Here is a 13115-nt window from a genome sequence, read left to right on the forward strand (position 1 = left end):
AGAAAGGATGACTCATGACCAATCCCATGCAGTTCCCCGACGGCTTTGTGTTTGGCGGCGCCACCGCCGCTTACCAGGTTGAGGGCGAGACCCGCACGCACGGCAAGGGCAAAGTGCCCTGGGACGATTTCCTGGCTGCTCAGGGTCGCTTCTCCCCCGACCCCGCAAGCGATTTCTACAACAAGTATCCGGTCGATATCGACCTGTGCCAGCGCTTCGGCATCAACGGTATTCGCGTCTCCATCGCTTGGAGCCGTATCTTCCCCAGTGGCACCGGCGAGGTTAACCCCGAGGGCGTCGCTTTCTATCACGAGCTTTTTGCCACCTGCAACAAAGCTGGCGTTATCCCCTATGTCACGCTCGATCACTTTGACACGCCCGAGGCCTTCTACCAGGACGGCGGCGAGGGCTTCCTGACGCGCACGACCATCGATGCCTTTGTCGAGTACGCCAAGTTCTGCTTTGCCGAGTTCACCGAGGTCAAGCACTGGTTTACCTTTAACGAGATCCCCGCGACCGCCGAGGGCAGCTTCATCGTCGGCAACTGGCCGCACGGTGAGAAGTACCGTCTGGACAAGGCCTTCCAGCTCATGCACAACATGATGGTGGCCCACGCCAAGGCTGTCGTCGCCTTCCATGAGGGCGGCTTTGAGGGCGAGATCGGCATTGTCCAGAACCTGGAGCCCAAGTATCCCCTCGACCCCAACAACGCCGCCGACTGCGAGGCAGCTCGCATGGCCGACGTCATCAACAACCGCTGGGTACTCGACGCCACCTTCCGCGGCCACTATGCAGCCGACACCATGGAGGCTGCGACCAAGCTGGCCCACATCGCCGGCGGCGAGCTCGACGTCCGCGACGAGGACATCGCCGCGCTGACCGCCGCGCTCCCCTACAACGATTGCCTGGGCGTCAACACCTACAAGTGCCAGTTCCTGCGTGCCGCCGAGGGCGAAAACGACATCAACCACAATGGCACCGGCGACAAGGGCTCCTCGCGCTGGTTCCTCAAGGGCGTGGGCGAGTCATGCGTGCGCGAAGGCGTACCCACCACCGATTGGGACTGGATTATCTATCCCGAGGGCCTCTACGACCTGCTGCTCCGCATTAAGAACGATTACCCCAACTACAAAAAGATCTACATCACCGAGAACGGCATGGGCTATAAGGACGACTTTGAGGACGGCTTTATCGACGACGCCCCTCGCATCGACTACATGCGTCAGCATCTCGCATGGATCCTCAAGGCGATTGACGGCGGCGTGAACGTCGACGGCTACTTTGTGTGGTCGCTGCAGGACCAGTTCTCCTGGACCAACGGCTACAACAAGCGCTACGGCCTGTTCTACATCGACTTTGAGACCCAGAAGCGCTATCCCAAGGCGAGCGCGTACTGGTACAAGAACGTCGCGGAGACCGGCCTGCTTATGGCCTAACTTTTGCCGCATACCCCCTGTCGGCCGCATGTGAATCCCTCCACGGGTTCGCATGCGGCCTTTTTGTTTTTGGTGAGCCCGAGCGAATCATTCGTCTCGATCTGTAACATCTAGCCGAGTTTTTTGGTCCCAGCTGTTACAGATCGAGACAAACAGAACGCCCGAGCAGAAATATCTAAATCTGTAACACGTAGCCCACTTTCGACCGTCTACCTGTTACAGATCAAGACCATAAGATAGTCAAATCCGAACTTTCCAAGCAGTTATGAAGCATGGTTTCTAGTTTTCAGTATCACGAACATACTTTCGGTATCATTTAATGGTATTATGATATCGAAAGTATGTTCGTGATACCGAAAGGAGCCGCATGCGCCAGTTCGATTACACCACAGTCCCAGCGGAACTCGAAGCAACTCCAATCACCAACCTCCTCCTCTCGATACGCGAGCATAAAGGCCGTCAGCTTGCTCTGAGTCAAGTCAAACCCGAGCTTCTATCGTCCCTAATGGAGGAGGCTAAGATCCAAAGCACCCGATCCTCCAACGGACTTGAAGGAATTGTTACCACCCAAAAAAGACTCAAAGCGATCATGGCGTATTCCGCCAAGCCAAGCTCCCGCGCAGAGGAAGAAATCGCTGGATACCGAGATGTGCTGTCGCTTATTCACGAGCAACACGATTCCATTCCCGTAACGCCATCGGTCATTCTGCAGTTGCATCGTGACCTCATGGCGCACACGGCAATCTCGTATGGAGGCCATTGGAAAGATGGCGATAACGAAATCGTCTCCATTGACGATCAAGGTAATCGATTTGTGCGCTTTAGGCCCCCTTCGGCTCTAGCAACCCCGGGACTTATTAAAGAAGCCTGCCAGTCCCTCAACGATGCTTTATCTCGCCAAGTTTGCGATCCCCTCCTTATATCGCTCCGCTTTATCTTCGATTTTGTTAGCATTCATCCCTTCAACGATGGCAATGGCAGGATGAGCCGGCTCCTTACAACGCTGCTGCTCGAAAAGACTGGATACGACGTTGCGCGTTACATCAGCATCGAACGACTTATTGAAGACAACAAAGCGCTTTACTACAACGCTCTCGCTGCAAGCTCCACTGGATGGAATGAAAATCAAAACACCGAAGTACCCTTTATCCGTTTCATGCTCGGAACAACCCTGGCCGCCTACCGACAGCTCGAGCAGCGTACCTTAATTGAATCAAGCACTCGTCCCATGTCGAAGCAAGCGCGCATCGCTGTTCTATTTCAACAGAGACCCGGCGTCATTAAGAAATCCGACATCCGGTCCAGCTGCCCCGATATCAGCGAGGTAACCGTTAAACGAACCCTCGGCCAGCTTGTTAGTTGCAGCGCAATCGAAAAAACAGGAGCGGGTCGTTCGACGGGCTACATACTCAAAGACGTCCATGCTCTAGAACTATTCTTGCAAGCCACAATACCCGATGGCGAGTCCGCAATAACAAAAGAGGCTTCAAAGGATAAGCTCCTTGAACGTGTAAACCACGCCGAGGATGAAAGCAGAGAAGGGCTCTATGAAGACTACGATTCATTCTCAATGGACATAAAGACGAAATACGGAGTCTAGTCATATCTCAGAATAGCCTCATCCTTGTTGCCCAAAGTCATTTACGCGTCATTGTAAAGCGGTACCCCTGCGCCGGCAGGGGGGGCAGAAGTATCGCCTGCCGATCCTGCTGGAGTCGGCAATCAGATAGCGCGTATCGGCCTTGCTAAAGGCGAGCTGCTGGATGCGGCCCTCGTCCATGTTGGACGTGGACACGTCGCCGTCCAGAATGCCGTTGGCACCGATAAACGCCGTGTCAATCCCTAGTGCGCGCAGGGTATCCTCGGCCATGGGGCCCACAAAGGCGGCGGTGCGGCGACGGTACATCCCGCCCACCAGGCACAGCTCGCAATCCTCGCGCGCCTCGAGCAGGCTAAAGGCCGAAAGCGAATTGGTCACATAGATTGAAGGCAGCTTGTCGGTGACTCGGAGAGCGCCAATGAGATCTCACGACGGTTGCGTTCATTGTCTCAATTAGATACTCAACGAAATACGGCCCTGCAGCTCAATAAGCTGCGGGGCCGTACTATACACCGACGAATCAACGACGGAGTTCATCCACTATTTGGCCAGCTCCTGAACGATCCAGTCAATTGCACCTTCGGGATCGTTGGTAAGGTCGATATACTCCTTGCCCCTTGTGGTGAGCAGTTTAATTCCAAGGCGATCAGTATCGGCCTTCATAGCGTCATAGTACATGCGTGCCTGGGGCGCCAGAACAATCACGTTGTACTGATCCATCGTCTCATAGTGGCTTCCGTACGCACCGGACTGAGAAACCAAATCGATACCCTTAGCAGCGGCACCTTCGCGAAGAGCATTTGCCAAGAGAGTCGAAGTGCCGGCACCCTGGCAAAGCACAAGCACGCGGATCTGCTCCGCCTTGTCCTTTACCGCCTCGAGAGCTTTTGCGACATTTTCCTGTTCGGCAATAGCATCTGCATCCGAGTTTCCTGCAGTCTCCTTTGCAGACTCTTCCAAACAAAGCTGATGGTCATACGCCTTGCAGAACGGATAGTAAATCACAAAGTCAACGACCAACAGCACTGCCATCAATACGAGAGAACGCAGATCGAGACCCGTGGTGAGGAACGCACCAATTGGGCCGGGAAGCGCCCACGGCATGGTATACATGGGGGCGTTCATTCCAATGACGTCAATGAAAAATTTACCGATAATGGCGTTGACCATAGGAGCCACTAGGAAGGGCACGAACATATAGGGATTGAGAACAATCGGCATACCGAAGATAACGGGCTCGTTAACTCCAAAAATCACCGGGATAATCGATGCCTTGCCCATGGCTTTAAGCTGCTTGGAGCGCATAAACATGATCAGGATAATAGGAACGATGAACGTGCAGCCAGAACCGCCCAGACCGCCGATGAAGCTTGTAAAGTCCTGCGTGAGAGCAATTGACGGGTGTCCACCTGCTTGGAAAACCTCAAGATTGGTAACGGTATTGCCGTAGAGCGCAGCATTGATCGGACTCATGACAACCGAAGCACCGTGGATACCCATAAATTGGAAAAGTGCGACGGCGCCTTCGATAAGCGCCATGCCAGGATAGGTGTCGACCGCGGAGAACAGCGGCGAGATGAGAGCGGATACCAAATTGGCGAACGGCACAGCAAGCAGCTTGCGGCTCGCAAGATCGATAAAAGCGCACGCAAGGATCGAAAACCCAAATGCAAAGATATCGCGAAAACTCTGCGCAATAGAGCCAGGGACCTCTTTGGGGAGCTTGATCGTCACATTATGGCTAATGCACACCTTATAGATATTAACGGTCAAGAATGCGGCTACGAACGCAGCGAGAAAACCCTTGGTTCCCATATAGCCGGTTTCAAAAACAGATGTATCTGCTCCGCCAATCGAGACAACATCGTTCGTCACCGATAGCAAGAGCATGCCGCACATGGCACAAACCATGCACGAGGTGGGGTTGAGAGATTTGCCCGAAGGCATGCGACGGTTCATCGACATGGCAAGTGAGCTCGCCGTGGTGCCGGCCACCATAATGCCAAGAAGCCCCATGGTATATGCATAGATTTTATTGAAGAAATCCAGCACCTCAGACGGAAGCGTGATGCCTACATAGGCAGGGAGCGTCGAAAGAAGAAGGAACAGGCTCGAGAACAGCACAATTGGCATATTCGAGAGAAAGCCATCCTTGATCGCCACCAGATAAATGTTCCTCGAGATTTTGTCGAAGAGGGGCTGGTGTTTTTCAAGGAATTTGACGATAGCGTCCATAACACATCCTTTCATGATTCCCGGGCACACAACGATTTATCCGGACTCAACCGTCGTCGTCCCCGTTTGTATCCACGTATGTAAGTGAATACGTTCTCGTGCGAAATGTAATATCATTTGCGCGATTTGTCATAACCAATTCTTTTTCCGCTTTGTCGATATGTCAAGAATTCAAATACTTATTCGGTGAACGGTAGTTGATTAATATAAGGTTTTCCCAGCTAAAGGCTATTTTTTCCAAACAGTACAATAAGCTTGCAACCGTTCACCGATTGGATATAACATATTGAATATATTGTTGTAACAATATTAGAGACAATGTCACAAGCCTGTCGTTCTAGTCAAAGGAAGTAACAATGCCCAAACGATTACTGAACATGTCCGCATCCGATTTTGCCGCCACGTCACCCATGGATCTAAAGCAGGCAATTCTGGCTTCCGAGGGACGTACCATCATGGCGGAAAACGTACCCTCTTCCCAATTTCTCGGCGGCGTTACTAATGCAGAAATCGAACGTGCCGCAGGTGCCGACCTACTTCTGTTTAACGCGCTCGATGTGTTCGATCCAGTTATTGCCGGTATTCCAGATGATCTCAATGAAAACCCGGTCACTTGGGTGAAGCGAGCATGCGGAAGGCCCATTGGCGTCAATCTGGAGCCAGTTGATAACGAGGCAGAGATGTCTGAATCCCGAACGGAAATCCCCATGGGTCGTCGCGTCTCTCCCAAGACCTTAGAAAAGGCTAACGAACTCGGATTTGATTTCATCTGCCTGACGGGCAACCCTGGAACCGGCGTCTCCAACGATGCAATCGCCCATTCGATTAAACTCTCCAAAGAGCATTTCAATGGCCTGGTCATAGCCGGAAAAATGCATGGAGCGGGCGTTGCGGAACCTGTCATGACGCTCGAAATTGCGCGCAAGTTTGTTGACCTCGGCGTCGATATCCTTCTCGTGCCCGCCCCCTACACCGTCCCTTGCTTCCAAGAAGCAGACCTGCGCGCCATCGTAGACTTTGTACGATCCCACAACGTAGGCAAGTCAATTGAAGAGAAGGTTCTCGTCATGGCGGCGAACGGGACGAGTCAAGACTCCTGCGACAGCGAGACCATTAAGAAAATAGGCCTTGCAGCAAAAGCAGCCGGCGCTGACCTCCAACATATCGGGGACTCCATGAACGGGATTTGCCTGCCCCAGAATATCTTCACGCTCGGACAAGCCCTTCGTGGATACAGGCATCAGATCGTCATGCTGAGCCGCTCTGTGATACGTTAAGGTTACCTTGCCCACGTTACATCCCGACTGAGGCAACCATCAGGTATAACCAACATGCAAACTGAGGCTCTAATGCTCGATACACACGAAAAACGGCCACTCTATTTACAGCTCACCGACGCGCTGCTCAAGCAGATCGTCGATGAATATCAAGCAGACGATAAACTTCCAACAGAAATGGAACTCTGCGACGAATACGCCGTAAGCAGAACAACCGTCCGACTTGCCATGAGTGAGCTGGAGCGTCGTGGAAGTATCTATCGAATCCAAGGTAAGGGATCGTTTGTTGCACCGAAACGCGTTAGCGAACTCAATTCACTTTTAGACTTTGACTTTGCAAGCCATTGCGATGGCGTTGATCCGGATGCCATCACCAAACATTTCGGCGGCCTCACATCAGGTCGTCCAATTTCCGTAATGATGCTCCAACAATTTGGATGTCAAAGTCGCGATGAAATTCAGCGTCTTGAATTGACCTACGAACTTGAAGGCAGCTTCATAGGCGCTGATACGTTCTTCATTTCAAAGTCGCGCGTTCCGAATAACCAGTTAGATTTTCAGGCATTTAGCAGAATCATGGACGACTTGTCCAAGTCTATCCAATCTGTTAGGGAAAGCTATAGAGCACGTCAGCTTAGCGATTCCGAAGCCAGTAATTATGGTGTTGCAAAACTTCCGGTCATCGAACTGACTCATTATGCTTACGACTCCGGAGGCAAACTAATCTCAATTGTCTGCCGCACCGTCTTAACTGGGCGAATCCCTTATCAAAACTTTATTTTCAAGTCCTAATGTTCTTTTTCTTTTGTCTCGATCTGTAACACTAAGACCGGTTTTGGACGTCTAGATGTTACAGATTGAGACGATTTGATAGTGGAGTCCTCATTTACGCGTCATATCGCGTAGCTCTGACGCGCTGATTCCCCACAATGGCAGGAGACAAAAGTCCTCCCCCAGCGCTTGTTGGCAATCCCATAGCGTTAGCTAACAAATGATCTGCGTGTGCTCCTCGATGGCGACACGATCCTCGGCGGTAATACCCGGCTCGCACACCACAGCGTCCAAATTGTCCAGGCGGCAGAAGGTGTAGAAGTCGCGCTTGCCGATCTTGCTGGAGTCGGCGATCAGATAGCGCGAGTCGGCCTTGCTAAAGGCGAGCTGCTGGATACGACCCTCATCCATATTAGACGTAGACACGTCGCCATCCAGAATGCCGTTGGCGCCGATAAACGCCGCATCGATACCCAACGCACGCAGAGTATCCTCGGCCGTTGGCCCCACAAAAGCGGCGGTGCGGCGACGGTACATACCGCCCACGAGGCACAGGTCGCAGTCTTCGCGCGCCTCGAGCAGGTTAAACACCGAAAGCGAATTGGTCACAATGCGCAGGCGAAACGCCGGCAGCATCGAGGCCATCTGCTCAACCGTGGTGCCCGTACCCAAAAAGATGGTCGAGCCCTCCTCGATGAGCTCCACAGCGCGGCGCGCGATCTGCAGCTTTTCCTCGGCATGCTTGGTGCGCTTTTCGCTGTGCGAATACTCGTGGCGCAACATAGCGTGGGGACGGCCCTGTGCACTACGGGCTCCGCCGTGCACGCGCTCGATCTCGCCCAGGCTTGCAAGCTCCTCAAGGTCGCGACGGATCGTCATGTCCGAGACACCTAACGCATCCGAAATCTCCTTAACCGAAACCGTGCCCTGCTCATCGAGCAGCTGACGAACCTTATCCTGTCGCTCTGCCTTAATCACGATGAATCCTCGCCGTTCTATGCGTGCATATCATTCAAACAGTAACGAACAAATTGTATCAGACCCATGCGCGTCAAAAATGAACGCCCGCACAGCTCCAATCATCACTTTTTTGAGAAAAATACTCCCTGCTTTAGTGGGGTGTAGTGATAATCTCACCTGTTCGCGCTACAGTTTGTCCGAAATATCTCGATGTTAGGAACCAAATGATCACTTCCGAGCTTTTCGGCACCGCGCCGTGCGGTACCCCCGTTCATCGTTACACCCTCAACGGGCCCGAGATTTGCGTTCGCATTATGGACTATGGCGCCACCGTGTTGGGCATCGACGTGCCCGACATTCCCGGCAACGTGCGCGATGTGGTGCTGGGCTTCGATAAGCTCGAGGATTACTTTGACAACCCCGCCTGCTTTGGCGCGACCATCGGCCCCGTGGCCAACCGCACCGCGGGTGCCACGATCACCATCGCCGGCACGGACTGGCATATGCCCACCAACGAAGGCGTCAACAACCTGCACAGCGATCTTGAGCGCGGCCTGCACAAGCGCGTGTGGGATGCTGAGCTCGACGAGGTCCACAACGCCGTGCGCATGACCACCTCGCTTGAGGATGGCGAGCTGGGCCTGCCCGGCAACCGCACCTTTACGGCCGTGTTTACCGTGACGCGCACCGGACGTTTCCGTATCGAGTATGGCTGCGAGAGCGACCGCGCCACCTACGTGTCCATGACCAACCACGCCTACTTTAACCTTGCCGGTCATAACGCCGGCATGGACTGCGAGCACTTCTTTGTTGCTAACGCTGCCCACTACCTGCCTATTAACGAGCAGAACATCCCCACCGGCGAGATTGCTCCGGTCGAGGGCACGCCGTTTGACTTTCGCGAGCTGCACCCCGTCGCTCCCGGCATGGAAGCCGACGACCCGCAGATTAAGCAGGCACGTGGCTACGATCACTGCCTGTGCATCGATGACTATCAGTACGGCCGTAACCTGCGCCGCGCGATGCACGTCGAGGAGATGTGGACCGGTCGCGAACTGGACTACTACACCACTGCCCCGGGCGTGCAGCTCTACACCGGCAACTGGCTGGGCGACGAGCATGCCAAGGACGACGCCAACTATGACTGGGGCGCCGGCTTTGCCCTCGAGGCCGAGATGTACCCCGACACGCCGCATCAGCCGCTGTTCCCGCAGGGCATTGTGGGCCCTGGTCACCCCTACAGCAATGTCATCGAATACCACTTTATGAGGCACTAAGTCCACAACGCAACATATCGCACAGCAGCGCCCGCCGGCACCACCGCCGACGGGCGCTTTGCTACCTAGTCATTGGGGACGTTCTTAAATGACTAGTTGGATGGGGTCGGGATTGGAGCTGGGGAGATAGCGGATTTCTAGCTCTATGCCGAGCGCCTGCAGCTCTTTGAGGGCTGCGACATCTGCGTTGTCTACGGCGACTGCGGGCGTTACAGAGCGTTTGCCCTCCCCTGCCTGCATATGGCCAATGCTGATCTTGGTGATCGGCACACCACCCTTAACCAGTGCGAGCGCATCCGTGGGCGACGCCACCATGATGAGAATCCATTGGCGCGGCGTCGCGGTATGAATGATGTCGACAGTCCTTTGCACCGAGAAAAACCGCGTCCAGACACCCTCGGGTGTCGCCACCCTCATAGGGGCCCACTTGCGCGAATCCGCCGCGATCTCATCGTTGACGATCAGGACAAGGTTGGAACCAGTCGCCTCATTCCACAGCTCAACGTCTTGCCCGTAAATAAACCGGTCATCGATACGCGTGAGAAGGATCTTGGGTTGAGCCATCGCTGCCCCATTCTCTTTGAGACCCGTAAGAGCAAGACATCACGTCTCCAATATTAGTGCATTTAAAGTGAGAAAAGCCGTCAGAACCCTTGCGCGGATGTGCGATGTCCCGTATCATAGACAGCCGTTGACGCCTCAGTTGCGTCATCACATGGCCGCCAGCGTAGCTCAGTTGGTAGAGCACCGCTCTCGTAAAGCGGGGGTCACCGGTTCGAGCCCGGTCGCTGGCTCCATTGCACAAGATAGCCGCCCTCGGGCGGCTTTTTTGTTGCCGATTTCGGGCACACATCCGCCAATCCAGGCACAACGCCGCCGGCAACTCCCCTACTCAACAAAAAGCCCCGTCAACCGCAATCCCCAAAGGAACCACGATCAGCGGGGCTTAAACGCGCTCCCCAAGGGGAACCACGCTAGCTCACGAGCAGTGCGCTACTCCTCCCAGTAAGCGTCTGCAAGCAGCTTAAAGCAGATCTTCTTGACCGGCTGCGCGCCATCGCCCGGGAACTCGAGCGTGGGCATGTGAGGCTCGCCGGCAACAAACAGCGCAAACTTGTCGTCAGCAAGATCGCCGGCGATCGAGGCGTCGGAATCGACCAGATCGTAGTCGTCCTTCTCGTCAAACTCCTGGACCAGCGTCAGGCTGCCCGTGGCAACCTTAAAAGCCTCGCGACCCTCGACGTCGACCTGCAGGTCGTGATAGCGCTGATGCGTCTCGTAGTGGGCCTCGGCCTCGGGACGCGTCGTGGGAGCCATGACGTTCGCAAAGACCTTGTCGCCCAGAATCGGATGGCTGCCGACCTCGAGCTCCGCCGGGTCGTTCTCCTCGAGCCAGTCGATCAGCACGTCGAGGCCCTTGAGCATTCCGCGGTACTCCTCGATATCGCCCAATGCACCGTAAATCATCTAAATCCCCTCTCGGATCGTTTCTTTAGCGGCTCTCGGCAAACGCGCCGCCGACGCTGTTGCCGCCCACATACGTCTCGACCAGGGTAAGGTCGGGATTGAACACGACAACGTCGGCGTCGCGCCCCGGCATAATGCTACCGCACTTGTCGTCGACATGAGCTAGCAACCGATGCCGGGGCCGCAGCACAAGCTCCTACAGCTCGGTCACGACAACGCCGTTGTAAACCTCGTCCCAACGATCCATAACCAAGTGGCCAGTCATGGGATCCATGGCATTGAGCTTGCCGCAGGTGTTGGCGGTACGCAGCACCGTCTCGTCGTCGGCTCCGGCAGCAATCGCATGTGCGAAGCCGGCAATGGTCGAATCGCCAGAGCCCGTAGCGTTAACGGCAGGGATGTCGGGCGTCTTGGCGCGGAACGCACGGCCGTTATGGAAACCAACGGAGCCGGCAGCGCCCATGGATACGACGACCCAGGGGATATCGGAGAAGCGGGCGTCAGAGGCGAGCGCGGCGCGGAGCTCATCCACATCGTCGGTGGTAAAGCTCGTACCCAGAAGGCCGTTGATCTCGGTCAGGTTAGGCTTGACCAGCTCGGGCTTGACCTCGGACTTGAGCGCAGCCTCGAGAGAGGCACCCGAGGTATCGAGCAATACCTTGGCGCCGGCGTTCTCGGCAATGCCCGTGATCTTGGCATAGTAGTCTGCCTCGACACCGCGGGGCAGAGAACCCGAAATGGTGACGACGTCGGCCTTGCCCGCAAGCTCAGTAAACTTGGCGGTAAAGGCATCGAGTTCCTCGGGGGCAATTGTCGGGCCACTCTCGAGCAGCTCGGTCTGGTTGCCGGCGTGGAGGATGTTGAGGCAAATGCGAGTCTCGCCCTTGATGGGCACAAAGTCGTTGTTAATACCGTTGGCGTCCATGAGCTCAGCCATGTAGGCGCCCATGTGGCCGCCGAGCAGACCGGTTGCCACAACGTCGTCGCCCAGCTGACCCAGCACACGGGCCACGTTGAGGCCCTTGCCGCCAGCGGTCTTTTCGGGCGTCACACGGTTAACGTCGTCGATAACGAGCTCATCGAGCTGATAGCGCGTATCGACAGACGGGTTCATCGTAACGGTGAGGATCATTTTTAGCTCCTTATCTCGCAGGCTCCTTGTGCCTCGCGATACGAGTCGACAAAACGGAATTACAGAATCTCAATCGTGAACGAGCGAACGACGGTCTCCTTGGGCTTGGCGACAAGACAGCCGCGCTTATGCTCAAGCACGTCGTCCTCATCGGAGCAGGTCGAAAGGCCACCCCAGGGTTCAACTGCCACAAAATCGCCCTCGGGCTTGCTCCACACAATGAGATATGGGAAGCCCTCAAAGCTCAGGCGGACGCCCTTGTCCTCGCCCTTCTTGGAAAGCGTGACCTGGCGGCTCTCGAGCACGTCAAAGATGGTCTCCGCAAAATCGAAGAGCTCGTGCGACAGGGGCAGCGTCTTTCCCACCATGGGGTTCTTGGAGCGGTTTGCCACGTCAATCAAGCCAGTCGAGGGGACGGCAGTGCAAAGCTCAGCAGCCTCGTCCTTCTCAAAGCGCAGCTCGTAGTCCGTATAGGCCTCGCCCTCATCGAGCGGACACCTAAAGCCGGGATGACCGCCAATAAAGAACGGCATGTCCTCGGTGCCCTCGTTGGTGACCTCGTAGGAAACGCGCACGGCAGCGTCCTCGAGCGTATAGCGGGCGACAAGCTTAAACGGATACGGATAATCGCTCAGCAGCGCGGCGTTATCCTCCGAAGCCAGGCACATCGCCAGCTCGTTCTCGCTCTGGCTCAGCAGCTTCCACTCCTGTTTGCGCGCAAACCCATGGCGAGCGAGCTTTACATGATGCCCGGCAAACGTCATGGCGTTGTTATCGCGCAAGCCTCCGCAAATCGGGAAGCAAATCGGTGCCTGGCCGGACCACACGGCGGAATCGCCCTGCCACAGATACTCGCGACCTCCGGCCTCGATCGAGGTAAACGAACCACCAGCCGTGGACACCTTAATAGAAATCGAATCGTTGGAGAGAGCGTATTCCATTGCCCATCCTTTCGAACAA

13 protein-coding genes and 1 tRNA gene are annotated in these 13115 nt (G+C 55.3%); 6 read left to right on the forward strand and 8 right to left on the reverse strand.

Annotated elements, in window-relative coordinates:
* Nucleotides 1–14: 14 nt before the first annotated feature.
* On the forward strand, nt 15–1436 hold the full coding sequence (gene lacG / locus ACEXKH_RS04380; protein ID WP_373573219.1) for a 6-phospho-beta-galactosidase: 1422 nt from the start codon (nt 15–17) through the stop codon (nt 1434–1436).
* 367 nt (nt 1437–1803) lie between these two features.
* Complete coding sequence (locus tag ACEXKH_RS04385) at nt 1804–3036, forward strand: Fic family protein (RefSeq protein ID WP_373570080.1); 1233 nt, start codon at nt 1804–1806, stop codon at nt 3034–3036.
* 48 nt (nt 3037–3084) lie between these two features.
* On the opposite strand, the gene ACEXKH_RS04390 is transcribed toward ACEXKH_RS04385, so the two are convergent.
* Together ACEXKH_RS04390 and ACEXKH_RS04395 are read right to left on the reverse strand one after the other, a co-directional pair.
* On the reverse strand, nt 3085–3414 hold the full coding sequence (locus ACEXKH_RS04390; RefSeq protein ID WP_373573220.1) for a hypothetical protein: 330 nt from the start codon (nt 3412–3414) through the stop codon (nt 3085–3087).
* Nucleotides 3415–3576: 162 nt separating this feature from the next.
* Nucleotides 3577–5271 (reverse strand): PTS lactose transporter subunit IIBC, encoded by a 1695-nt coding sequence (locus ACEXKH_RS04395; protein WP_195361259.1) that lies wholly within the window; start codon nt 5269–5271, stop codon nt 3577–3579.
* Nucleotides 5272–5627: 356 nt separating this feature from the next.
* On the opposite strand from ACEXKH_RS04395, the gene ACEXKH_RS04400 reads away from it, so the two are divergent.
* Entirely contained in the window at nt 5628–6548 is a 921-nt protein-coding gene (locus ACEXKH_RS04400; protein WP_022094155.1) for a DUF7916 family protein, read from the forward strand.
* Between the two features lie 72 nt (nt 6549–6620).
* Nucleotides 6621–7340: a GntR family transcriptional regulator gene (locus ACEXKH_RS04405; protein WP_172678010.1), complete on the forward strand. Its 720-nt coding sequence runs from the start codon at nt 6621–6623 to the stop codon at nt 7338–7340.
* Nucleotides 7341–7532: 192 nt separating this feature from the next.
* Here ACEXKH_RS04405 and ACEXKH_RS04410 read toward each other — a convergent pair whose 3' ends face one another.
* Nucleotides 7533–8297, reverse strand: a complete 765-nt coding sequence (locus ACEXKH_RS04410) for a DeoR/GlpR family DNA-binding transcription regulator (RefSeq protein WP_373573221.1) — start codon at nt 8295–8297, stop codon at nt 7533–7535.
* A gap of 206 nt (nt 8298–8503) precedes the next feature.
* Here ACEXKH_RS04410 and ACEXKH_RS04415 point away from each other — a divergent pair, with 206 nt between their 5' ends.
* Nucleotides 8504–9556: an aldose epimerase family protein gene (locus ACEXKH_RS04415; RefSeq protein WP_373573222.1), complete on the forward strand. Its 1053-nt coding sequence runs from the start codon at nt 8504–8506 to the stop codon at nt 9554–9556.
* Nucleotides 9557–9640: 84 nt separating this feature from the next.
* On the opposite strand, the gene ACEXKH_RS04420 is transcribed toward ACEXKH_RS04415, so the two are convergent.
* Nucleotides 9641–10120 (reverse strand): PTS system mannose/fructose/N-acetylgalactosamine-transporter subunit IIB, encoded by a 480-nt coding sequence (locus ACEXKH_RS04420; protein WP_373573223.1) that lies wholly within the window; start codon nt 10118–10120, stop codon nt 9641–9643.
* A gap of 157 nt (nt 10121–10277) precedes the next feature.
* Here ACEXKH_RS04420 and ACEXKH_RS04425 point away from each other — a divergent pair.
* Nucleotides 10278–10353 (forward strand) — tRNA-Thr (locus ACEXKH_RS04425).
* Nucleotides 10354–10549: 196 nt separating this feature from the next.
* On the opposite strand, the gene ACEXKH_RS04430 is transcribed toward ACEXKH_RS04425, so the two are convergent.
* Genes ACEXKH_RS04430 through ACEXKH_RS04445 form a run of 4 tightly spaced genes read right to left on the reverse strand, consistent with a single transcriptional unit; the run spans nt 10550 to nt 13096 of the window.
* The gene (locus ACEXKH_RS04430; protein WP_373573224.1) at nt 10550–11023 is read right to left on the reverse strand and encodes a YhcH/YjgK/YiaL family protein; all 474 of its coding nucleotides are present in this window, start codon (nt 11021–11023) and stop codon (nt 10550–10552) included.
* Nucleotides 11024–11048: 25 nt separating this feature from the next.
* Nucleotides 11049–11213 carry a hypothetical protein gene (locus tag ACEXKH_RS04435; protein WP_373573225.1) on the reverse strand — a complete coding sequence of 55 codons (165 nt, stop codon included), beginning with the start codon at nt 11211–11213 and terminating at the stop codon, nt 11049–11051.
* Nucleotides 11214–11219: 6 nt separating this feature from the next.
* A complete protein-coding gene (locus tag ACEXKH_RS04440; protein WP_271743214.1) occupies nt 11220–12155 on the reverse strand; it encodes a hexose kinase in 936 nt (311 codons plus the stop codon).
* A 59-nt stretch (nt 12156–12214) separates the two neighbouring features.
* A complete protein-coding gene (locus ACEXKH_RS04445; protein ID WP_373573226.1) occupies nt 12215–13096 on the reverse strand; it encodes an aldose 1-epimerase family protein in 882 nt (293 codons plus the stop codon).
* Between the last annotated feature and the right edge of the window lie 19 nt (nt 13097–13115).

It is taken from the genome of Collinsella aerofaciens ATCC 25986 (assembly GCF_964259375.1).
Classification (GTDB): domain Bacteria; phylum Actinomycetota; class Coriobacteriia; order Coriobacteriales; family Coriobacteriaceae; genus Collinsella; species Collinsella aerofaciens_BO.

Coding starts and splice junctions, on each gene's coding strand:
- ACEXKH_RS04385 (WP_373570080.1), top strand. CDS start 1,804: ATGCGCCAGTTCGATTACACCACAGTCCCAGCGGAACTCGAAGCAACT.
- ACEXKH_RS04420 (WP_373573223.1), bottom strand. CDS start 10,120: ATGGCTCAACCCAAGATCCTTCTCACGCGTATCGATGACCGGTTTATT.
- lacG (WP_373573219.1), top strand. CDS start 15: ATGACCAATCCCATGCAGTTCCCCGACGGCTTTGTGTTTGGCGGCGCC.
- ACEXKH_RS04405 (WP_172678010.1), top strand. CDS start 6,621: ATGCTCGATACACACGAAAAACGGCCACTCTATTTACAGCTCACCGAC.
- ACEXKH_RS04395 (WP_195361259.1), bottom strand. CDS start 5,271: ATGGACGCTATCGTCAAATTCCTTGAAAAACACCAGCCCCTCTTCGAC.
- ACEXKH_RS04440 (WP_271743214.1), bottom strand. CDS start 12,155: ATGATCCTCACCGTTACGATGAACCCGTCTGTCGATACGCGCTATCAG.
- ACEXKH_RS04415 (WP_373573222.1), top strand. CDS start 8,504: ATGATCACTTCCGAGCTTTTCGGCACCGCGCCGTGCGGTACCCCCGTT.
- ACEXKH_RS04430 (WP_373573224.1), bottom strand. CDS start 11,023: ATGATTTACGGTGCATTGGGCGATATCGAGGAGTACCGCGGAATGCTC.
- ACEXKH_RS04445 (WP_373573226.1), bottom strand. CDS start 13,096: ATGGAATACGCTCTCTCCAACGATTCGATTTCTATTAAGGTGTCCACG.
- ACEXKH_RS04400 (WP_022094155.1), top strand. CDS start 5,628: ATGCCCAAACGATTACTGAACATGTCCGCATCCGATTTTGCCGCCACG.